Source organism: Segatella copri, from assembly GCF_019249795.2.
GTDB classification, from domain to species: domain Bacteria; phylum Bacteroidota; class Bacteroidia; order Bacteroidales; family Bacteroidaceae; genus Prevotella; species Prevotella copri_B.
The window spans coordinates 2,918,353-2,941,060 of record NZ_CP156891.1; the positions used below are offsets into that span (position 1 = coordinate 2,918,353).

12 protein-coding genes are annotated in these 22,708 nt (G+C 46.2%); 10 read left to right on the forward strand and 2 right to left on the reverse strand.

The features are described 5' to 3' along the window. Positions 1-119 precede the first annotated feature (119 nt). The 9 genes from KUA48_RS12110 (at position 120) to uxuA (ending at position 18,778) form a co-directional block, all read left to right on the forward strand. Positions 120-4,253: a hybrid sensor histidine kinase/response regulator transcription factor gene (locus KUA48_RS12110; RefSeq protein WP_218432366.1), complete on the forward strand. Its 4,134-nt coding sequence runs from the start codon at positions 120-122 to the stop codon at positions 4,251-4,253. A gap of 179 nt (positions 4,254-4,432) precedes the next feature. Further along, positions 4,433-5,653, forward strand: coding sequence for a glycoside hydrolase family 5 protein (locus KUA48_RS12115; protein ID WP_218414911.1), 1,221 nt, complete (start codon positions 4,433-4,435; stop codon positions 5,651-5,653). A 28-nt stretch (positions 5,654-5,681) separates the two neighbouring features. Then, the gene (locus tag KUA48_RS12120) at positions 5,682-8,858 is read left to right on the forward strand and encodes a SusC/RagA family TonB-linked outer membrane protein (RefSeq protein ID WP_218432356.1); all 3,177 of its coding nucleotides are present in this window, start codon (positions 5,682-5,684) and stop codon (positions 8,856-8,858) included. Positions 8,859-8,917: 59 nt separating this feature from the next. After that, positions 8,918-10,693, forward strand: coding sequence for a SusD/RagB family nutrient-binding outer membrane lipoprotein (locus KUA48_RS12125; RefSeq protein WP_218432355.1), 1,776 nt, complete (start codon positions 8,918-8,920; stop codon positions 10,691-10,693). Positions 10,694-10,765: 72 nt separating this feature from the next. Next, complete coding sequence (locus KUA48_RS12130; protein WP_256624424.1) at positions 10,766-11,758, forward strand: hypothetical protein; 993 nt, start codon at positions 10,766-10,768, stop codon at positions 11,756-11,758. Positions 11,759-11,810: 52 nt separating this feature from the next. Then, positions 11,811-14,129 (forward strand): glycoside hydrolase family 3 N-terminal domain-containing protein, encoded by a 2,319-nt coding sequence (locus tag KUA48_RS12135; protein ID WP_153079325.1) that lies wholly within the window; start codon positions 11,811-11,813, stop codon positions 14,127-14,129. Between the two features lie 192 nt (positions 14,130-14,321). After that, positions 14,322-15,638 carry a DNA recombination protein RmuC gene (locus KUA48_RS12140; RefSeq protein ID WP_218432353.1) on the forward strand — a complete coding sequence of 439 codons (1,317 nt, stop codon included), beginning with the start codon at positions 14,322-14,324 and terminating at the stop codon, positions 15,636-15,638. Positions 15,639-15,883: 245 nt separating this feature from the next. Beyond that, positions 15,884-17,473 (forward strand): mannitol dehydrogenase family protein, encoded by a 1,590-nt coding sequence (locus tag KUA48_RS12145; protein ID WP_218432352.1) that lies wholly within the window; start codon positions 15,884-15,886, stop codon positions 17,471-17,473. Between the two features lie 33 nt (positions 17,474-17,506). Beyond that, positions 17,507-18,778, forward strand: a complete 1,272-nt coding sequence (gene uxuA / locus KUA48_RS12150; RefSeq protein WP_022121373.1) for a mannonate dehydratase — start codon at positions 17,507-17,509, stop codon at positions 18,776-18,778. Between the two features lie 129 nt (positions 18,779-18,907). Here uxuA and KUA48_RS12155 read toward each other — a convergent pair whose 3' ends face one another. After that, entirely contained in the window at positions 18,908-19,315 is a 408-nt protein-coding gene (locus tag KUA48_RS12155) for a hypothetical protein (protein ID WP_218432351.1), read from the reverse strand. Between the two features lie 125 nt (positions 19,316-19,440). Between KUA48_RS12155 and KUA48_RS12160 the strand changes: the two genes are divergently transcribed. Next, a complete protein-coding gene (locus tag KUA48_RS12160) occupies positions 19,441-19,596 on the forward strand; it encodes a hypothetical protein (RefSeq protein ID WP_218432350.1) in 156 nt (51 codons plus the stop codon). Positions 19,597-20,211: 615 nt separating this feature from the next. Here KUA48_RS12160 and KUA48_RS12165 read toward each other — a convergent pair. After that, on the reverse strand, positions 20,212-22,707 hold the full coding sequence (locus KUA48_RS12165; RefSeq protein WP_218432349.1) for a GH36-type glycosyl hydrolase domain-containing protein: 2,496 nt from the start codon (positions 22,705-22,707) through the stop codon (positions 20,212-20,214). Position 22,708: the final 1 nt, after the last annotated feature.

Genomic DNA, 22,708 nt, shown 5'->3' on the forward strand with positions numbered 1-22,708 from the left:
ATATCTTTATATTAATATCTTGCAAAGATAATAGATTTTTTTCATTTTATCTCATTATTCTATTTGTTTTTCATTTTTTTGTATTATCTTTGTCCCCAAATAAGATCAATGAAAGAATTATGAAACGATATAAATCCTGTACTCTAATTATATTGCTGCTGTTGGCATCGGCTCTTCAGGCATATGCGCATATTTCCAGAAATATGTTCATGCTTTCCAATCTCAATACAGACAATGGTCTTTCCTGCTCTCGTGTTTATTCTATTGTCGAGGCAGAGGATGGTGCCATGTGGATAAGTACTAAGCGTGGAGTTGACCGATATAATGGGCAACAAGTTACCAATTATACTTTATACACAGAGATGCCGTATAGTGATGCTTGTGGTAGAAGTATTAAACTGACTAAGGATGCGCAACATCTGATTTACGCCTACGACAACAAGGGAAAGGTGTATATATATGATAAGAGGAAAGATACATTTGTTTTGAAATGTAATCTTCAGAAAATTTTAGGTGGAAGTATCGTGTTGAACGAACTGTTGGTAGACGAAAAGGGCAATTTCTGGTTAGCTATGGATAGAGGCATTTATTGCTTATCAGCAGCTACTGATGGAAAGGAGATCGTTCGGGAGACAGCTAAGGGTAGGTTTGTATTGAAAAATACTTATATTAATCATATCCAATTTATAGGTCAGAAACTCTTGATAGGAACATTTAAAGATGTTTATTGCTATTCGATGCCTGCCCGGAAGTTAGAAAAGAAGATTAGTGGCAGTTCTGTAGTATCCTCTTATCATGATATTGTGGGACATCGTATCTGGCTGGGTACTTTTCACGAAGGAGTTAAAGTGATGGATGATCGTACTTGGAAGCTGATAAAATCTGCTGATTTCCAATCTTTGCAAAACATTCCTAAAATTCCCGTACGTTCAATCATTTTATATGATAAGCAGACTCTTCTGATGGCTGTAGATGGAGCAGGAATATATGCTTATGACAGTTCGAATAAACAAACCAAGCTCTTGCTTGATACAGATGGACGTCCTGGTAACGTACTGAATGGAAATGGATTATATACCTTGTGCTGCGATCGTTTTGGCGATTTATGGACAGGCTCTTACTCGGGAGGAGTAGATTTGGCGATACCAATGAAACATACATTGGAATATATCACACATGAATATCTCAACAATCAATCACTGATAGATAATTGTGTGAACGATGTTTTCCAAAGCCGTGATGGGAAAATATGGTATGCCACAGATAAAGGAGTAAGTGTTTATGATGCGCAGACTCGTCTTTGGCATCATGGATTATATAATAAGGTGGCGCTTACGATTTGTCAGACTGTAGACGGCAGAATTCTGGTTGGTACCTATGGTAATGGCGTATATCAGGTTCATGCTGATGGCACTAGTATGCTTGCTTATTCTGTGGAAACAGGAATGTTGAAGAGTGATTACGTATTCAGTCTTTTTACTGATAGCGATGGTAATATTTGGGTGGGATGTTTGGATGGAGATATGGCTTGTTTCCCTTCAGATAAATATAATTTGAATGGAACGGGAAAGTCGGTATTCTATCTGCCTGTCAACGAAGTGCAATGCATCACGGAATCACTGGATAAGCGTTTTATTGCTGTAGGAACTTCGCATGGAGGCTATTTGATTGATAAGCGCGAACCTTTGCATCCTCGTCGTTTCTTTTCTCCTGAACAGTATCCCGAAAAAGACATTAATTTGTTTGTCAACAGTATGGCTTTTCAGGATTCCCGTCATATCTGGATTGGAACGGATGGAGGAGGACTCTATGATTATGATTTACTGACAAAGAAGTTTAAGCGTTATACTAATCAGGACGCTTTGCCTTCTAATACTGTTTATGGACTTATAAAAGGTATTAATGGCAATTTGTGGATCAGTACGGATAAAGGTTTGGCGTTCATGAAACAGGGGAAGATAGTAAACCTCAACATCTTTAAGGGAATGGAACGTGAGTATAACCGAATGTCTGTTGCGTGTACTTCAGATGGCAGGGTGCTTTTTGGCAGCAACGATGGAGTTGTCGCTTTGACTCCTATGTTTGCCAAAGGTTTGAATTATGCCGCTCCACTTCGTATTCATAGTGTTGAGGTTGAAGGTGTCGAACGTTCCGATTACTGGAATGAATGTCTCTTTGAAATGTTGAAGGAAGGCAAATTGAGTCTTAGCCATAATGAGAATACGCTGGTTGTTTCTTTCGAGAGTATCAATTATCAATACCAGTATGATATTCAATATCAATATTATTTGGAAGAATACGACCGTAATTGGAGTAAACCATCTTCTAATCAGTTGGTACGATTTGTAAATTTGCCTTCGGGCAGCTATCTGCTTCATGTAAAGGCTATCTGCAGAAGTAATGGTAGAGAATTGGGAGAAACAACTTTGGAGATTCATATAGCCCAGCCTTGGTGGAATACCTGGTGGGCATGGATTATCTATCTCTGTATTTTTGCTGCCATCTTATATTTTGTCTGGCAGTATTACAAAGAGCGCTTACAGCGAAAGTATTATGATGAGAAAATCAATTTTTTCGTTAATACTGCCCATAACATACGTACTCCTTTGAGTCTCGTGTTGGCTCCTCTTGATAATCTGGCTAATGATTCCAACTTGAGTGAGAAAAGTCGTGGATTCTTGGATATGGCGCATCGCAACGGCAACAAACTATTGAAGATGGTTACAGAATTGCTTGACTTCCAAAAGATAGAGCAGTCTGCCGAACAGGTTCGCCTGCAAGATATAGAATTGCCGATGCTTTTACGTGTGCAGTTGGAAAAGTTTGTATTGGCAGCTCAGGAGAAGCATATTCAACTGTGTATTGAAACGTGTCCGCAGCAACAGATTCATTCTGATGTCAAAATGATGGATCTGATATTGGAAAATCTTCTCTCGAATGCTATCAAATATACACCTCAAGGTGGAAAGGTTACGTTGTCGGCTTCTGTTGAAGGTAAGATGGCTGTGATTCATGTATGTGATACAGGTATAGGTATTCCAAAGGCCGAAATTAAGAGTATCTTCAAGACCTTCTTCAGGGCTTCTAATGCGATAAATTCTCAGGAAATGGGAAGTGGATTAGGACTGATGCTTACACGAAAGCTTGTAGAGAAATTAGGAGGAAAGCTTAGTTTCGTAAGTGAGGAAGGAAAGGGTACTACTTTCTGTGTGAAGATGCCATTAGGTCATGTAACAGATTCTTCTGTCCGGCTTGTTGGAGAAAAGAAAAATGTTGTAACTGAATCTTCTTTAGCTGAAGATAAGCATGATGAAACTTGCCAGACTGTGTCTTCTGCGGTTCTGCAGGATGCTGATGTTTCAACGGATACACTTCTTTTTGTCGATGACAATGAAGATCTTCGCAAATATATCAGAATGACTTTTGGTGATTCTTATCAAGTAGTTGATGTGGAGAGTGCAGAGGCTGCCCTGAAATATTTGAAAGAGGGCGGGATATGTGATATCGTTGTTTCAGATGTCATGATGCCGGGAATGCACGGAGATGAGTTCTGTCGCAGCATCAAGGAAAATAAGGAAACATCATGGCTGCCTGTTATCCTGCTGACTGCTAAGGCTGGTCGTGACTTTATGATAGAGGGACTCGGACTTGGTGCTGATGACTATATAGCCAAGCCATTCGATACTGCTATTCTTGCGAGTAAGGTTGCCAGTATTTTGAAGAATCGTCGCCGGTTGAATCAGTATTATATGGACAGAAGCCTTGCTCTTGTTAGAGGAGAGGTTGCTTCTGAGTCTGCTTCTTCCGAGCAGATTGTGGGTTCTGATTCATCCTATGAACACTTGGAACCTACTGGAACTTCTGAAGAGAAAAAGGATGATACTGTCTTGAATAAGCAAGGCCAGACATTCGAAAATGTGGCAGAAGCTGTTCTGAATCCGCAAGACCAGGCTTTTGTAGATAAAGCTACCCGTTTGGTGTTGGCTCATCTGAGCGACACAGACTTTAATATCGACCGACTCTGTAGAGAGATGGCGATGAGCAGAACGCTTTTCTATGGTAGGCTGAAGACTCTTACGGGCCAAAGTCCGCAGGATTTTATGCGTTTGATACGTCTGGAGCAGGCTGCAATCTTCCTGAAACAGGGGGATAGTGTGCTGGATGTATCTGTGAAAGCCGGTTTTGTAAATGTGAAGTACTTTAGTACTGTATTTAAAAAACACTTTGGGGTTTCTCCAAGTAAGTATCTGTAAATTAGAGTTTTAAATTCAAAGAAAAGGTTTCTGTTTAGACGATATGTCTGAATTGAAACCTTTTTTTGTTTGTTATCTAACCCTCTGGAAGTTCCTTTTCTTTATCTTTGCAACCAGATTCTGTTAAGTAAGTCAAACAGTTATTTAAAAAACGAAACAATAACAATATAAACATAAAAATGAAAAGGAACTTTTTGAAAATTAGCCTCTTTTTAATAGGCGTCTTCACATGTCTCTCATGCGAAGCAAGTACGTTGCACTCATCCAGCAGTTCTCAAGGTGTAGGCGAATCCATACCTACTGCCCAGCAATGGAATAAAGATGTTGTGGGGTGGAATCTTGGCAACGCATTCGAGTGCTCAGCTCCTGGACAGGATGGTGAGTCGATGCAGATTGGCAACCCTGATGGTTCTATCCATGCAGAGACAGCCTGGGGCAGTCCCGTTGTTACCAAGAAGGTGATACAAGCCGTGAAGAAGGCAGGTTTCAATGCCATCCGTATTCCAATCCGTTGGCAGTGCCACATTACCAACGCTCAGGCGATGAGCATCGACAAGGCTTGGATTGCTCGCATCAAGGAGGTGGTGGGCTGGTGCCTTGACAACGGTTTGAAGGTTATCATCAATGTGCATCATGAAAAATGGCTCGAAGGTCGTCCTACCTATCAATATAAGGAAGAAAACTGCCAGAAGCTTGCGCTTCTCTGGATGAATATCGCCTCTGAGTTTGCCAATTATGACAGTCGCTTGGCTTTCGCCGGTACCAATGAGGTTCACATCAGGGACAACTGGGGCAAACCTACTGCCGAGAACCTCGAAGTGCAGAATGCTTACAATCAGATATTCGTGGATATGGTTCGTGCCACAGGCGGCAACAATGCCAAGCGCCACCTCATCTTACAGACTTACGTTTGTAACCCATGGTTTGGCATAGAGAATGGAGATTTCATCATTCCGAAGGATGCCGAAGGCAATGGCAACAACTATATGAGTGTGGAATTTCACTACTATCAGCCATGGAGCTACGCTGGCGATTGCACCTACGATTACTGGGGTGATGCCTACAAGGATGCTGGCAAGATACCTGCAGAAAACGAGAAGACGATGACGGATTTCTTCGACAAGGCGGTGAATACCTGGAGCAACAAAGGACTGGGTATCGTAATAGGAGAGTGGGGAGTAACCGATCACTATAAGTCTAACTCAGAGAAAGTGCATGAAAACATGACCTACTACTGTAAGTTCTTGACTACGGAGGCTCGCAAACGAGGCTTCTCTACTTTCGTTTGGGACAACAACCACTTCGGCAACGGCTCTGAGAAGTATGGCATTTTCGACCGTTTCAAGAGTATGAAGGTGAATGCTCCTTGGATTCTCGAAGGAATCTTTGGGAAAGAATAATGTTAAACTAAAAACAAAAATATCAATTATGAGAAAGAAAACTATGTTTCTCGGCCTGCTCGGTGCAGGTTTGATGTGGATGCCTGCTTCTGCCATTCTCGCTGCCCAGATGAACAATGCAGCGATGAGCGTTCAGCAGAACCAAGGCATCAAGGGTACAGTGGTGGATGCCACTGGCGAAACCTTGATTGGCGCTAGCGTGAAGGTGGCTGGTACAACCAACGGTTCCGTTACCGATATAGATGGTAACTTTACGTTGAACTGCAAGCCTGGAGCAACGCTCGAAGTGAGCTACATCGGTTACAAGACAATGACCGTGAAAGCTGCTAATGGCATGAAAATCACGATGCAAGAGGATGGTAAGGCCTTGAATGAGGTCGTTGTTACCGCCCTTGGTATCAAGCGCGACCGCAAGGCTCTCGGCTATGGCTTGGAGGAAGTGAAAGGTGAGGAACTTACCAAGGCGAAGGAAACTAACGTCATCAACTCTCTTTCTGGTAAGGTGGCTGGTCTCGTTGTCCAGAACACCGCTGGCGGTGCTTCTGGTTCTACCCGCGTGCTTCTTCGTGGTAATACAGAAATGGCAGGCAATAACCAGCCTCTTTACGTGGTGGATGGTGTGCCTTTGGATAATACCAACTTTGGCAGTGCTGGTGAAAGTGGTGGTTATGACCTCGGTGATGGTATCTCTGCCATCAATCCTGATGACATCGAGACGATGACCGTATTGAAAGGTCCTGCTGCCTCTGCCCTCTATGGTAGCCGTGCTTCTCATGGTGTTATCTTGATTACGACCAAGAAGGCGGAGAAGGATAGAATTTCCGTGGAGTACAATGGTTCTTATACTATCGATACCCAGTTGGCTAAATGGGACGACATCCAGGAGATATATGGTGCTGGCTACAATGGCGAGCTTCCTACATCCAGCACTTCTGGTACGAACTCAAGTTGGGGACCTAAGGCCGATGACTTCATGTTCAAATATTTCGATGGCGAAGAACGTCCATTCATGATGCATCCTAACAATGCTTCTGATTTCTTCCGCACAGGTTTCACCACCCAGAACTCTGCCATCCTCTCAGTTAATTCCGGTAAGACGGGTATGCGTTTCTCTGTTACGGATATGCGCAACAAGGATATCTTGCCAAATACCAATATGAGTCGTGACAACTTCAACCTCCGTGTGAATACCTCTGCAGGTCCTGTTGACTTCGACTTCACCGCCAACTATACTCGTGAGAAGGTAAAGAACCGTCCTGCCCTTGGTGACTCCCAGAGTAACGTGGGTAAGAACCTCATGACCCTGGCGGGTACCTACGACCAGGCTTGGCTGAAGCACTATGAGGATGCCGACGGCAACTACTCCAACTGGAATGGTAACGATCAGTATAACAAGAACCCATACTGGGATCTCTATAAGAACAGCAATACATCCGACAAGGACGTGTTCCGTTTTACGGGTAAGGCAATCTGGAACATCAACAAGCACCTCAAGTTGCAGGGTACTATCGGTACCGACATCAACAGCATGAACTTCCAGGAATTCATCGCCAAGACAACTCCAGGAACTCCTGCCGGAAAGCTTACCGACCAAATCTTCAACAACCGCACACTCAACGCCGAGATACTTGCCCTCTACAACAACTCATGGGGCGACTTCGATGTCAACGCTACCGCTGGTGGTAACATCTTCAAGGTGAACAACAAGACCACTACCAACGTCGGTCTCAACCAGCAGATGAATGGCATCCAGAACATCATGAACTATCAGGAACAGAACACTCGTGAGAGTATGTACAAGAAGCAGATCAGCTCTCTCTATGCCAGCGCGAGCCTCGGCTACAAGCATACTTACTATTTGGAGGGAACCATCCGTGGCGATAAGTCATCTACGCTCCCTACAAATAACAATACATACGTATATCCATCTGTATCGGGTAGTTTGGTTTTCTCTGAGTTTATCAAGAACAAGAAGTTCATCAATTATGGTAAGATTCGCGCATCTTGGGCAAAGGTAGGTAGCGATACCGATCCATACCTGTTGGCACTCAACTATACCACGGGCAAGTACAGCTACTCGGGTTATACCATCGGTATGATAGCCAACTCAACACAGCCGAACAAGGATTTGAAGCCTACTATGACAGGTTCTTACGAGGTAGGTTTGGAGATGAAGTTCCTCAACGGACGCTTGGGCTTGGATGCCACCTATTACAACCAGAACTCCAAGGACCAGATTTTGAGTTTGGCTTCAACCACCACCTCTGGCTATGCTTACCGCCTCATCAATGCCGGTGAGATTCAGAACCAGGGTGTCGAGATTGCCCTCAATGCCCGTGCCTTGCAAATCAAGGACTTCGCTTGGGACTTGGGTGTCAACTTCTCGAAGAATACCAACAAGGTGAAGTCGCTCATCGATGGCATGGACTACTTCGAGTTGGCGAAGGCAACCTGGTGCGGTGTTTCTGTAGGTGCCAAGGTAGGTGAGAACTATGGAGCTATCCGTGGACACGACTTCCTCTACAACGACAAGGGACAGGTGGTTGTCGATGCAGCTACTGGTCTTCCAAAGGTTGACCAGGAAATCAAGACCATCGGCAACTCTACTTGGGACTGGACAGGTGGTTTCTACTCAACCTTCAGCTACAAGAACTTCCGCCTCTCTGCATCCTTCGATGTGAAGGTAGGTGCCGACATCTACTCTATGTCCATGCGTTCTGCATACGAGACAGGTAAGGCAAAGGGAACATTGGCAGGCCGTGAGGAGTGGTACTCTTCTGAGGAGGCTCGCAAGGCTTCGGGTATGGAACTTGCCGAATGGCGTGCAGCAGGTAACTGCAAGGGATTTGTCGTAGATGGTGTCATCGACAATGGCGACGGTACTTATCGCAAGAACGACATCGCCGTGAACCCTGAAGATTACTGGAAGCATGTGGCAAAAGGCGTGCAGAGTGCCTTCGTTTACGACAACTCTTACGTGAAGTGTCGTGAGATTACTTTCGGCTATACCTTCCCAGAGAGCATCCTGGGCAAGTATGTCAAGGGCTTGACCGTATCCTTCGTGGCTCGTAACCCATTCATTGTTTGGAAGAACATTCCTAACATCGACCCAGACTCCAGCTACAACACCTCAGGTCTCGGTCTGGAATATGGTTCCCTGCCATCTCGCAAGAGTTATGGTTTGAACGTGAACGTGAAGTTCTAGTCCCGAAAAAAATGAATCAATTTCTTTAGAAGAGTTCTAATATATAATAAGGTAAGAAAATGAACAATATAATCAAGAAATATATAGGTAAGAGCAGCCTGATGATGGCTTTCGCCCTGATGGCAACCGGCACTGCGATGACTTCTTGCTCTGATGATACCTTGAGTAACATCAATACCGACAAGACCAAGGTGAACGAGCTCGACCCTAACGCACAGTTGACAACAGCTTTGTTGCAGACTTACGGTGACTTCAGTCTGATGGATACCTACCGTAACTATATAACGGGTTTTCCACAGTATTTCGCTGGTGGTTATAATGTATCCAATTACGCTGGTTCTAATTTCAGAGAAGATGATATGACCCGTCGTGTCTGGGACCGCTATTATGAAATCAGTATCAAGAACCTTGTGGATGCCATCCACAAATCTACTGACAAGGCAAACTTGAATGCGGCACTTCGTATCCATCGTGTCTATCTCACGGCAGTTTTGGCAGATACCTACGGTGACGTGCCTTGTTCGGAGGCAGGTCTGGGTTATATCTCAGGTATCTCCACCCCTAAGTATGATACCGTAGAGGAACTCTACAGCTGGTTCTTCGAGGAACTTGACGCTTGCGAGAAGCAGCTTGGCACAGGTACCGACCGCATTTCTGGTGATGTCACCAGCATGGGTGGTGATGTAGCTAAGTGGAAGAAGTATGCCAATGCACTCCGTATGCGCTATGCCATGCGCATTTCCGATGTTAATCCACAGAAGGCAAAGGAGGAGTTTGAGAAGGCTGTGGCTGCCGGTGCTATCGCCAGTGCTGCAGATGATGCTTATATCAAGTATGCTGATGCACCTTATACATATTATGATGGTGCCAATGATTATGATTTCCGTACCAATGCCTTGGGAGAGATTCTCTATGGTCAGGATGCCACATCGCCTACCATGATATGCTCTACCTTGTTCTATCAGTTGCAGAATACCAACGACCCTCGTCTCTATCGCATCTGCCGTCACTACTACAATATCAAGCGTAGTCAGGTGAAGCCAGATAAGGAGCAGAACATCGACTTGACCGATGATTTCCTGGCTTACTTCAAGAGCAAGAACCTCGGTGAGGAGCCTTGCAACCCTGGTGCAGCCTGGTACACAGACTGGATGAATACACCTACGGTGGATGACCTTCCTACCTTGAAGAAGTATGCAGAGATAGACGAGAACACTTATGCCAACTCTGATTATATAGCCCGAGCTAGTCGTCCTTGCCTGAACATCGACTTCGAGATGCCTTCTTGTCCTGGCGACTTGATGAGCTATGCTGAGGTGGAGTTCCTCAAGGCTGAGGCTGCAACCAAGGATTGGAATGTTGGTGGTGGTGATGCTGAGAGTCACTACGAGGCTGGTGTTCGTGCCAGCATGGAGTTGCTCAACAACTACTATCTTACATCCAACAAGATTTCCAAGGAAGAGATTGATGCGTTCATTGCCAGCAATCCGTTGGGTGACAATCCTAAGGAGACCATCAACACCCAGGCTTGGATTCTCCACATGATGAACCCTTCCGAGGGTTGGGCTAACTTGCGCCGCTCTGACTATCCTGCCATCTTGAATCGTGATCTCTTGACCAAGAATGGTTTCACTTATACGGATCCCGATTGGTCAATGCCTGTCCGCTTGCAGTATCCTGTATTGGAAGCTCAGTACAACAATGCCAACTACAAGGCTGCCATCGACCGCATGGGTGGTACAGACGATTGGCACAAGCGCCTCTGGTGGGACAAGGCTGATGTAAACCTTCAGCCAGACTTCAATCCTCCATTCGGAAAGGGATATAGCAAGTAGTGTTTAATGTTAAGTGTTAAATGTTAAGTCTTATAGGACAATAGAATAGAATAATTAATTATGAATAAGACAATGAAACAATATAAGGGAAAAGTCTTGAAGGCTATGATGATGCTCTTAGCCGTGGGTTTCGCACTGGCTGGTACATCTACCTTGTCTTCTTGCTCTTCTGATGATGAACCATACTTCACAGCCAGCGAAGATGACAATCCACGTATCTTGAACACCGACTTGGCTGATTCCAAGATAGACCGCAAGACTAATTATAAGTTGGAAATCAAGGTGACTCCAGCTCACTACACCACTGTGACATGGTTGCTCGACGGCAAGCAGATTGCCGAAGGTAATACTATCGACCAGACTTTGCCTTTAGGTGATCATGAACTGAAGATTGTGGCAACCACCACCAAGGGCAAGACCACTTCTCGCACCTTGAACGTTACCGTGACTCCTGCTGCTGATGATCCAGTCTTGGGTACCAATGCCAACGAGCTTTGGGTAGCTCCGGGAGAAACTACAACCATCCGCAACTGCAAGAACCTGGTGGATCACGTTCAGAAAGTACTCATCGATGGTAAGGAGGCTGACTTCGAAGTTCTCGATAAGGGTACAGCATTGAAAGTTACTGCTCCTTCCGACCTCGCCAATGGCGATTACGACATTACATTGGTAGATGGCAGTGGTGTACAGTTCCCTTGCGGTAAAATCAAGGTAACTACAGAGCCGCGTCCATCTATGGAGACTACCCTCTGGGAAGGTGAGTTTGCCGTGACATGGGGTACACCATTCGAGGCCTTGAAGGAAACCTTCCTCTCAAAGGTGAAGGTTGGCACCATCCTCCGTGTCTATGTGGATGGAAAAGGTCAGGGTACCGCTACCACAGCTTGGTGGAACAACATCCTTACTGGTAAGGGAGGCGACATAGAACGTGGCGACTTCATGGTGGATGGTCCTGCTACATGGGAGTTTGTACTGACCGACCTCTCTATCCAACTCTTGACAGAGCAGGATGGTTTCCTCCTCGTGGGTGATGGTTACACCGTAAAGAAAGTAACTATTGAATAATATATTAGAAAGATTTCCGTTTTTATCATAAAGCGTCAAACCTTTACTGTTTATGAAGAAAATTTTATTATCTATTTCATTGTTGGCATTGGCTTATACAGCCAGTGCCAATGTTCCGGTTATCAAGAGCGACCCTAAGATTGAGGCTCAGGTAGAACAAACTCTGAAGAAACTCACCTTGGAGGAAAAGATAGGTCAGATGATGGAATTGGTGACCGACCTCTTTGGTGCCAACGACAAGAATGGTGTGTTCTATATCGACGAGCACAAGACCGATTCTATCCTTTCCCGCTATAAGATTGGCTCTATCCTCAACGCTCCAAATACCTGCGCACCAACCGCTAAGCAGTGGGAGAAGTATATCGCACAAATCCAGAAGATCTCGATGAAGCGCATCGGCATCCCTTGTGTCTTCGGTCTCGACCAGAACCACGGTTCTACTTATACACAGGGTGGAACCCTCTTCCCGCAGAACATCAATGTGGCTGCCACCTTTAATCGTGAGATAGCTCGCCGTTCGGCTGAGGCTACCGCTTATGAGACTCGTGCGGTGAGCGTGCCTTGGACTTACAGTCCTACCGTTGATCTCGGTCGTGATGCCCGTTGGCCTCGCATCTGGGAGAACTTTGGCGAGGATTGCTACCTCAGTTCTGAGATGGGCAAGGCGATGGTCTATGGTTTCCAGGGCGAGGACCCAAACAACATCGACCAGTATCACATTGCTACTTCAATGAAGCACTTCATGGGCTATGGTGTGCCTTGGACCGGTAAAGACCGTACGCCAGCCTATATCTCTCCTGCCGACTTGCGAGAGAAGCACTTTGCTCCTTTCCTGGCGGGTCTGCAGGCTGGAGCCTTAACCGTGATGGTGAATTCCGCTTCCGTCAATGGTGTGCCGATGCATGCCAACAAGGAATTCCTGACAGGATGGCTGAAGGAAGAGACTGGATGGGATGGTGTGCTCATCACCGACTGGGCAGACATCAACAATCTCTATACTCGTGAGATGGTGGCAAAGGACAAGAAGGATGCGCTCCGCATCGCCATCAATGCCGGTATCGACATGATTATGGAACCTTATTCTTGCGATGCTTGTGGCTATCTTGTAGAACTGGTGAAGGAAGGTAAGATTCCGATGAGTCGCATCGACGATGCCTGTCGCCGTGTGCTTCGCATGAAGTACCGTCTCGACCTCTTCAAGAACCCAACCCAGAAACTGAAGAATTATCCTAAGTTTGGTGGTGAGGAGTTTGCCAAGCTCGCCTTGGAGGGAGCTACCGAAAGTATGGTGCTCCTGAAGAACGAGGGTAATATCCTTCCTTTGCAGCATGGCAAGAAGATTCTCCTTACAGGTCCTAATGCTAATCAGATGCGTTGTCTGAACGGTGGATGGAGCTATACCTGGCAGGGTCATCGTGCTGATGAGTTTGCCGGCAAGTACAATACCATCTATGAGGCATTCTGTAATGAGTATGGCAAGGAGAATGTTATCTTGAACCAGGGTGTTACCTATAATGAGAAGGGAAAATACTGGGAGGAGAACGAACCTCAGATTCAGGAGGCAGTGGCTGCAGCGAAGGATGCTGACGTCATCGTGGCTTGCATTGGCGAGAACTCCTATACAGAGACTCCGGGCAACCTGACCGACCTTTGGCTCTCAGAGAACCAGCGTAATCTGGTCAAGGCTTTGGCTCAGACAGGCAAGCCTGTCATCTTGGTGCTGAATGAAGGTCGTCCTCGTCTCATCGCTGACATCGAACCATTGGCACAGGGCATCATCAACATCCTTATCCCTGGCAACATGGGCGGCGATGCTTTGGCAAACCTGGTATCGGGCAAGTCAAACTTCAGTGGCAAGATGCCTTACACCTATCCTAAGGAAATCAATTCGCTCGCCAACTATGACTTCAAGAAGAGTGAGGAGGTGGGTACGATGGAAGGTGCTTACGACTATAATGCGAAGATTACCCAGCAGTGGGGCTTCGGATATGGTTTGAGTTATACCTCTTACAAATATAGCAACCTGAAGGTTTCTCAGTCTGATTTCCGCCACGGCGACATCATCAAGGTGAGCGTGGATGTGAAGAATACGGGAAAGGTGGCAGGCAAGGAGAGTGTCCTCCTGTTCAGTAGCGATCTCATCGCTAGTGTTGTGCCTGATGGCCGTCGTCTCCGTGCCTTCGACAAGGTGGAACTTCAGCCTGGTGAGACCAAGACCGTGACATTTGAATTAAAGGCAGACGATTTGGCCTTCGTAGGTTGGAATGGCAAATGGAGATTGGAGGAAGGCGATTTCAAGTTGATGATTGCCGACCAGAGTGCTGATATCCATTGCACTGATACTTATCAGTGGCCTACTGCCAACCGATAATGTATATTTAAAAGATGATTTAAAGAAAAGAGCGTGCCAATAGCGGTGCGCTCTTTTTGTTTGCATAGTAAAATGCAGAAGAGTTAAATATCTACAAGAATCCCCCATGATGTTTGGTGTTATGTCTTGAAATGATTACTTTTGCAAATCATAATTTTTGCAGATTTACAGAATCATTCAAAACAAGGATAAATGGAAATAGTAATTGGAATCATCATAGGGCTTGCCATCGGATTCTTCGTGGGGAAACTGATGGAAGCAAAAAGTGCGGGAGAGGAGAAAACCCAGCTCGTAGCGAAAGCTCAAGTGCTGGCGGCTAACATCGAACAGATAAAACTGCATCATGCTTCTGAGGTTCAATCAATGAAATCTCAAATGGAGAACGAGCGGCTGTATGCGGCGAAACTCAGGGCGGAAAGCGACCAGCAGTGGGCACAGAAACTCGAGAGTCTGAAGCAGGAAATGCACCGAATGACGATAGAACAGCAGAAGGTGGCGGCTGAGCAGTTGGCTGCCAAGCAGTCGGCTCTGCAGGAAACCAACCGTCTGCAGATGGATGAACTCCTGAAACCTATCAAGGAACAGTTTGCTGATTTCAAGAAATCGGTAGAGGAGAGCAAAACCCAGAACGAGGTGAACAAGAAGGAACTGCAGAACACCTTCGAGGCAACGATGAAACTCTTCCAGCAGGAACAGCAGCAGGCTGTACTGAACCTGAAGGAGCAGACCGAGAAGATTGGCTCCGATGCTGCCAACCTGACCAAGGCATTGAAGGGCGACAGCAAGATGCAGGGCGACTGGGGCGAGATGGTGCTGGAAACCATCCTGGAGAACAGCGGACTTCGTAAAGATGAGGAATTCTTCATTCAGGAGAATACGAAAGATGAAGAGGGAAAGAACTATCGTCCGGATGTCATCGTCCGATTCCCGGAAGGCAGAAGTGTGGTCATCGATTCCAAGGTTTCGCTTACCGCCTATTCCGATGCTCTGGCAGCTGAAGATGAGGCTGAACAGGAACGCCTGATGAAGGCACATGCGCTGAGCGTACGAAAGCACATCGATGAACTGGCAGCCAAAGACTATTCCAAACTGGTGGATGATGCCATCGGCTTCGTACTGATGTTCATCCCTAACGAGACCAGCTATATCGCAGCGATGAAGCAGCAGCCGGATCTCAGCCGTTATGCTTATCAGAAGAAGATTATTATCATCTCACCAAGCAATCTGCTCATGGCACTCCAGCTTGCCTATAATCTCTGGCAGTATGACCGGCAAAACAAGAATGTGGAGAAAATCGTGAAGACGGCTGCTGATCTGTATGATAAGGTGGCTGGCTTCGAAGATACCTTTATGAGTGTGGGTGATCTGATAACCCGTCTTTCGGGTACTTTTGATAAGGCAAAGAAGCAACTCTATGACGGCACCGGCAATGTGATGAGAAGGGTAGAGAGCCTGAAGGGACTTGGAGTGACACCGAAAAAGCAGATCAAGGAACTGGATAATCTGTAAAGTGTATATAAATAGTCTACTACCGGTAAATAGGGAAACAGGGCGAAAAGTATTTTTTGTTACCGAAACATTTCTAATTGTTCAATTTAAGTTTCTTATTGTTCAATATTTTAAAATAATCTCTAAAAAGGAGCGGTATTTCAGATTAAATTCGTAATTTTGCCCTGACTCAACAGAAAAGGAATCATTGTATTGCTTATAAAAAGGTTAAAATTTACATAAAACAACATCAATAATTATTAATCATGAAACTGAACGAAATTCTTTCAGACAGCTTTAATGCTGCAGAATGGGAAGCTAAGGGTTATGAGCTTCCTAAGTATGACATCGCAGCCGTAGCCAAGAAGACTCACGACGAGCCTACTTGGGTTCACTTTGGTGCAGGTAACATCTTCCGTGCGTTCCCTGCAGCCATCCTTAACGATGCACTAAACACCGGCAAGTACGACCGTGGTGTTATTGTTGCTGAAAGCTTCGACTACGAAATTATCGACAAGGCTTATCGCCCTTACAATAATCTCTCTCTTCTCGTCAGCCTCCAGAGCAACGGAACCATCGAGAAGAAGGTCATCGCTTCTATCACAGAAAGCCTCAAGGCGGATAAGCAGTTTGGTGAGGACTGGGCACGATTGGTCCAGATTTTCCAGGCACCAAGTCTGCAGATGGTAACTTTCACCATCACCGAGAAGGGATATTCTTTCAATGATGCCGATCTGGCACGTGGTCTCGATGCAGTATTTGCTATGGGTAAGCTTACCGCTCTTCTCTATGAGCGTTATAAGGCAGGCAAGTTGCCACTTACTCTTCAGTCTACCGACAACTGTTCTCACAACGGCGACCATGTTAAGGCTGGCGTAAAGGCTTATGCTGAGCGTTGGGCACAGGATGGCATCGTAGAGGCTGGTTTCGTAGATTATATCAATGACAGCAGCAAGATTACCTATCCTTGGTCTATGATTGATAAGATTACTCCTCGTCCACACGAGAAGGTACAGGCGATGCTCGCTGAGGATGGTTTCGAGGATAATAATACGATTATCACCGAGAAGCATACTTTCACCGCTCCTTTCGTAAATGCCGAGGAAGTGCAGTATCTCGTTTGCGAGGATACTTATACTAACGGTCGTCCGCCATTGGAGTTGGGCGGTGCGCTCTATACCACCCGCAAGACTGTAGATGAGGTTGAGACCATGAAGGTAACCACCTGTCTGAACCCTCTCCATACAGCGATGTCTATCTATGGCTGCATGCTCGACTATACCTTGATTTCTGCCGAGATGGCGGATGAGGACCTGCGTGCCTTCATCCAGAAAATTGGTTATATCGAGGCGATGCCGGTGGTTACCGACCCAGGCGTATTGAACCCATACGAGTTTATCGGCACCGTAATCAACAAGCGTCTGCCTAATCCTTTCATGCCGGATGCTCCTCAGCGTATCGCTACTGATACCAGTCAGAAGCTCTCTATCCGTTTCGGTGAGACTATCAAGAAGTATATCGACCGTGGTCTCGACAAGAGCAATCTCGTGTTGATTCCTTTGGTATTAGCAGGTTATGCCCGTTATCTCAAGGCATTGGATGATAACCTGAAGCCATTCGAGCCATCTTCCGACCCATTGTTGGCAGAACTGCAGGCCATCGTAGCTCCTCTTGAAGTAGGCAAGGCTGATCAGGACTACTCTTGCCTGAAGAATCTCTATTCCCGCAAGGATGTATTCGGACTCAATCTCTATGAGGCTGGCTTCGGTGAGCAGATTGAGGGCATGGTGAAGGAACTCTTCGCCGGTAAGGGTGCCGTAAGACAGACATTGCATAAATATGTTTCTGCAAGATAATTCATTTTTAAACTTATACATTATAATATATATATGGAAAGAACATGGCGCTGGTTTGGCAAGAAAGATAAGATTACACTTGCACAGTTGAAGCAGATTGGTGTTGAGGGCATTGTTACCGCATTGCACGATGTTCCTCTGGGCGAGGTTTGGACACGCGAGAAGATTCATGAACTCAAGGAGTACATCGAGTCTTACGGTATGAAATGGAGCGTGGTAGAGTCTTTGCCTGTGGTTGAAACCCTGAAATATGGCGGTCCTGACCGTGATCATCAGATTGAGGTTTACAAGGAAAGTCTCCGCAACCTGGGCGAGGAAGGCATCAAATGCATCTGCTACAACTTTATGCCTGTTTTGGACTGGGCTCGTACCGATTTGGCACACGAGAATCCTAACGGAGCCAACAACCTCTATATGAACTGGGGTGAGTTTGCCTACTTTGATATCTATATCCTGCAGCGTGAAGGCGCTCGTGAGGATTGGGCTGAGTTCTCTAAGGAGCACAAGTGGGGCAGAGACCTCGTGGCTGAGGCTGATGAAATCAAGAAGACTTCTACACCAGAGCAGGATCATGCCTTGGTAGAGAACATCATCATCAAGACCCAGGGTTTCGTATCGGGTAACTTCAGCGAGGGCGATTCAGCTCCTGTCCAGAAGTTCCGCGACCTGTTGAAGCTTTATGATGGTATCGACAAGAAGAAGTTGCAGGAGAACATGAAGTACTGGCTGGAGGCTATCATGCCTATCTGCGATGAGTACGATATCAATATGTGTGTTCACCCAGACGATCCTCCTTATCCTGTATTCGGTTTGCCAAGAATCATCGGTCGTGCCGAGGATATCCAGTGGATGTTGGATGCTGTGCCAAACAAGCACAATGGTTTGACTTTCTGTGCAGGTTCATTCTCTGCCGGCGAGCACAACGACTGTGTGGCGATGGCGAAGCAGTTTGCCGACCGCACCCACTTCGTTCACCTTCGTTCCTGCTACATCTTCCCTAACGGCAACTTTACAGAGGCTTCTCACTTGGGTGGTCGCGGCCATCTCATTGAACTTTGCCGCATCTTCGAGAAGGCTGAGCAGGAAGGCAAGTGCAATTCCGGCCGTCGTCTGCCAATGCGAGTAGACCACGGTATGACCTTCACTGATGAGCCTGGTGGCGTATTCGATGAGAGCAATCATGGTCACAATGCCGGTTACACTCTCCTCGGCCGTATGTTTGCCATGGGTCAGATTCAGGGTGTCATCGCAACAGTAGATGATGAACTGGGCATTGAGTATAAGCAGCCGGGATTCTATGATTAGTTGATAGTTTATAGTTGATAGTTTATAGGCTATTAAGTGATTTGAAATTCAGGTTAGATAAAATACGAAAAAGGCTAGCGTGCGTTTTTGTATGCTAGCCTTTTTGTGCTGATTTTTTTGGGTTATTGGCTAAAGTACCACCTCCTCAACATACTTCACCAGCGAATCCTTGCCGTTATGCAGATAGAAGTCTACACGAATCACGTGGTTGATGTCGGCATTGCCCTTCACCTTTATGTGTCGGGTTTTGCTGTACATCATCGTGTCGCGGCGTGAAGGATAGGATACGAGCTCGATGAGGTCTTTGGTAGAATTGCTGCCCACATAATAGATGCCTACACTGTCTTTTCCGTTCTTGATGGCAGCAATCTTCGCCATCTTCTTGGCATGAGCCGCAGAGGTATCTATCGGGTAAAACTCGCTGGCAGCTACCGTGTCGCCGTCATGCTGGTCGGGTGCAAACTTGCAGCTGGTACCCATCGTAGTGATAAAGGATGCAGCAGCCAGGGCTGCCACAAAGTATAATATTTTCTTCATTGTTATTTCCTTTCTTTTCTTTAAAGAATCCTGTTTTGTTCGCAAAATGCGTTATCGGCTGCAAAAGTACAAAAAATAACTCGAAAAGCCATACCTTTTTTATCTTTTTCCTTTTAATACTTCGGATGGAGAGACGCGTGCTGAAGCTGGGCGGAAGGAGTTGTGGGGATGGCATGGAAGGAGCGGAATGGAAGGAGTTGGAAGGTATGGTAGATATGGATGGAATGGATGGAATGGATGGAATGGATGGAATTCCGTGCAAAGATACGAATTTTCTCTGATACTGCCAAATTTGGGGGTGTGATAAGGAAATGTTTAAACTATGCTTTCAGATTGAAAGTAGTTAAACTTCCTTACTCATAGTTTTGTGGGCGACAACTCATAGTTTTACGGGTAGCAACTCATAGCTTTGTTCTCTTAAAGTATAGAGTTAAGCAGTAAATCAGGTGTTTATGAGGATTATGATGTTTTTACTGCAATGACTCAGTTCCTCAATAACTCAGTTCCTCAGTTTTTCTCTGACCCTTCACTTTTGTCTTTATTTAGAAGTTTATTATATATATATTAATATATATAATAATATATAATATATAACAATTTAAAACAACTTTGAACTATAAGGACTATATACCCCCTAGAAAAAAACTGAGGAACTGAGTTATTGAGGAACTGAGTCAATGATAGAGACTTAGAATCTTACTCTTGATACTGTTGAATATGTGCTTATATTAAAAGCTAAGTATCAGATTATCAGATAAATAAAACACTTGACGCCCTAAAATAGGGCGTCAAGTGTTTATTGTGATACCCATACCCCCTAAAACAGGGGGCATGGGTATGAAAAGAATTTCGTTACATTGAACTTTCAAATCGTAACTTGATAAAATCTGGCTGATTTACATCTCAACCACTACTTCATGCTTGCCTTCAGAGCAAGGAATGATGGTGCCTGAGATAGGAGTGCCATCCACTGTAATCTGCTTCACGCCCTTCTGGTTTCCGCTAGGATTCTTTACTGTGATATGGTATTCGCCACCACGGAACTTGCGGGTTACCTCATACTCCTTAGCGGTGCTTGGGAGACAAGGATCGATGAGCAAACCTTCATAATCTGGCTTGATGCCGAGGATGAATTCTGATACTGTATACCACATCCATGCCGCTGTACCGGTGAGCCAGGAGTTCTTTCCTTCGCCCGGTTTGGCTGCATCCTTACCGGCTACCATCTGGCAGTTTACGTAAGGCTCTACCTTGTGAAGTGTCTGATATTTTTCCTCTACATAGCTAGGCAGAATCTTGGTATAATGGCTCCAGGCATCGTTGCCTCGACCGGCTACAGTCTCTCCGATGATGACCCAAGGATTGTTGTGGCAGAAGATACCGGCGTTCTCCTTGTAACCTTCAGGATAAGAAGAAATCTCACCCATTTCTACATGATAGGTGGCGTAAGCTGGGTTGTTCAGCACCAGTCCGTGCTCGCATTCCAGTCGTTTCTTGCTGCTGTCCAGTGCTTTATCGCAGAGTCCTTCTTCCAGACCGATACCAGCCATCGTACACCAGCCCTGGCTCTCGATGAAGATTTTGCCTTCCTCGTTCTCATCACTACCAATCTTGTTGCCGAAGAAATCGTAAGCGCGGAGGAACCATTCGCCGTCCCATCCATGCTGCTTCACAGCCTCGTTCATCTCATCTACAGCCTGCTGCATGCGCTCGGCTTCTGTCAAATAATCTTCCTCTGCAAGACCGGCTATTTCGCCCTCCTTGCTTTCCAAAGCTTCCTTGGCAAGCTGCTTGCACAGAGCCACATAATCCTTGCCGGTAACCACGAACAGACCGGCTATCATCAGACTCTCTGCCTTGCTTCCTTCGCCCTTGTTTTCGGTGGTCTGGAAACTCTCGTTAGGGTCCCAGGAGAAGCAGTTCAGGTTCAGACAGTCGTTCCAGTCGGCTCTGCCGATGAGTGGCAACTTGTGCGGACCCAGGTTGTTGATAACATGGTTCATCGAAATCTTGAGGTGCTCGAAGAGGCTTACTTCTGTGCCTGGCTGGTTGTCGAAAGGCACCTGCTCAGCGAGGATAGAGAAGTCGCCCGTCTCCTTGATATAGGCTACGGTACCGAAGATGAGCCAGCAAGGGTCGTCGTTGAAACCGCCACCGATATCGTTGTTGCCGCGCTTGGTGAGCGGCTGATACTGGTGATAGCAGCCACCGTCTGGGAACTGGGTGCTGGCGATATCGATGATGCGCTGGCGTGCACGGGTAGGTATCTGATGAACGAAACCTACGAGGTCCTGGTTGGAATCGCGGAAGCCCATGCCTCGACCGATGCCGCTCTCGAAGAAACTTGCCGAACGCGACATACAGAAGGTGATCATGCACTGATACTGGTTCCAGATGTTCACCATACGGTCTAACTTGTCGTTGCCGCTCTTCACGGTGAAGATGTTCAGCAGGTTATCCCAGTACTGGTTGAGTTCTGCGAAGGCAGCATCCACCTTTTCTGTGGTATCAAACTTGGCGATAAGCTGATGAGCTTTCTCCTTGTTGATTACCTTCTTGGCGCTGAACTTCTTGTCCTGCTCGTTCTCCACATAGCCCAGCAGGAAGATGAGGTCGCGGCTCTCGCCTGGCTGCAGGGTAACCTCGATATAATGAGATGCGATAGGGCTCCAGCCGTGGGCAAAGCTGTTGCGTGGCTTGCCTTCCAGCACAGCCTCAGGCTCGGCAAACTCGTTATAGAGTCCGATGAAGCTCTCGCGGTCGGTATCGTAGCCCTGAATCTCGGTATTCACTGTGTAGAAAGCATAGTGGTTGCGGCGCTCACGGTATTCGGTCTTGTGATAGATGGTAGAACCTTCTACCTCTACTTCGCCCGTAGAGAAGTTGCGCTGGAAGTTCTCCATGTCGGTAGCAGCATTCCAGAGGCACCACTCTGCAAAGGAGAACACTTTGAGGGTCTTCACCTCCTCAGTCTGGTTCTTCAGCGTCATCTTCTGCACCTCAGCCCATGTATGGAGGGGTACGAAGAAGAGCACACTCGCCTCCACGCCGTTCTTGCTGCCCGTGATGCGGGTATAGTTCATGCCGTGGCGGCACTCGTAGCTGTCGAGTGGTGTCTTGCAAGGTTTCCATCCCGGGTTCCATACGGTATCGCCATCTTTGATATAGAAATAGCGACCGCCGTTATCCATCGGCACACCATTGTAGCGATAACGGGTGATGCGACGGAACTTGGCATCCTTGTAGAAGGAATAACCACCTGCTGTGTTTGAGATGAGCGAGAAGAAATCCTCGTTACCCAAATAATTGATCCAAGGCCATGGGGTCTTTGGGTCAGTAATCACGTATTCGCGATTGGCGTCATCAAAATGACCATACTTTTTTTCTGCCATT

Coding starts and splice junctions, on each gene's coding strand:
- KUA48_RS12110 (WP_218432366.1), top strand. CDS start 120: ATGAAACGATATAAATCCTGTACTCTAATTATATTGCTGCTGTTGGCA.
- KUA48_RS12115 (WP_218414911.1), top strand. CDS start 4,433: ATGAAAAGGAACTTTTTGAAAATTAGCCTCTTTTTAATAGGCGTCTTC.
- KUA48_RS12120 (WP_218432356.1), top strand. CDS start 5,682: ATGAGAAAGAAAACTATGTTTCTCGGCCTGCTCGGTGCAGGTTTGATG.
- KUA48_RS12125 (WP_218432355.1), top strand. CDS start 8,918: ATGAACAATATAATCAAGAAATATATAGGTAAGAGCAGCCTGATGATG.
- KUA48_RS12130 (WP_256624424.1), top strand. CDS start 10,766: ATGAAACAATATAAGGGAAAAGTCTTGAAGGCTATGATGATGCTCTTA.
- KUA48_RS12135 (WP_153079325.1), top strand. CDS start 11,811: ATGAAGAAAATTTTATTATCTATTTCATTGTTGGCATTGGCTTATACA.
- KUA48_RS12140 (WP_218432353.1), top strand. CDS start 14,322: ATGGAAATAGTAATTGGAATCATCATAGGGCTTGCCATCGGATTCTTC.
- KUA48_RS12145 (WP_218432352.1), top strand. CDS start 15,884: ATGAAACTGAACGAAATTCTTTCAGACAGCTTTAATGCTGCAGAATGG.
- uxuA (WP_022121373.1), top strand. CDS start 17,507: ATGGAAAGAACATGGCGCTGGTTTGGCAAGAAAGATAAGATTACACTT.
- KUA48_RS12155 (WP_218432351.1), bottom strand. CDS start 19,315: ATGAAGAAAATATTATACTTTGTGGCAGCCCTGGCTGCTGCATCCTTT.
- KUA48_RS12160 (WP_218432350.1), top strand. CDS start 19,441: ATGGAGAGACGCGTGCTGAAGCTGGGCGGAAGGAGTTGTGGGGATGGC.
- KUA48_RS12165 (WP_218432349.1), bottom strand. CDS start 22,707: ATGGCAGAAAAAAAGTATGGTCATTTTGATGACGCCAATCGCGAATAC.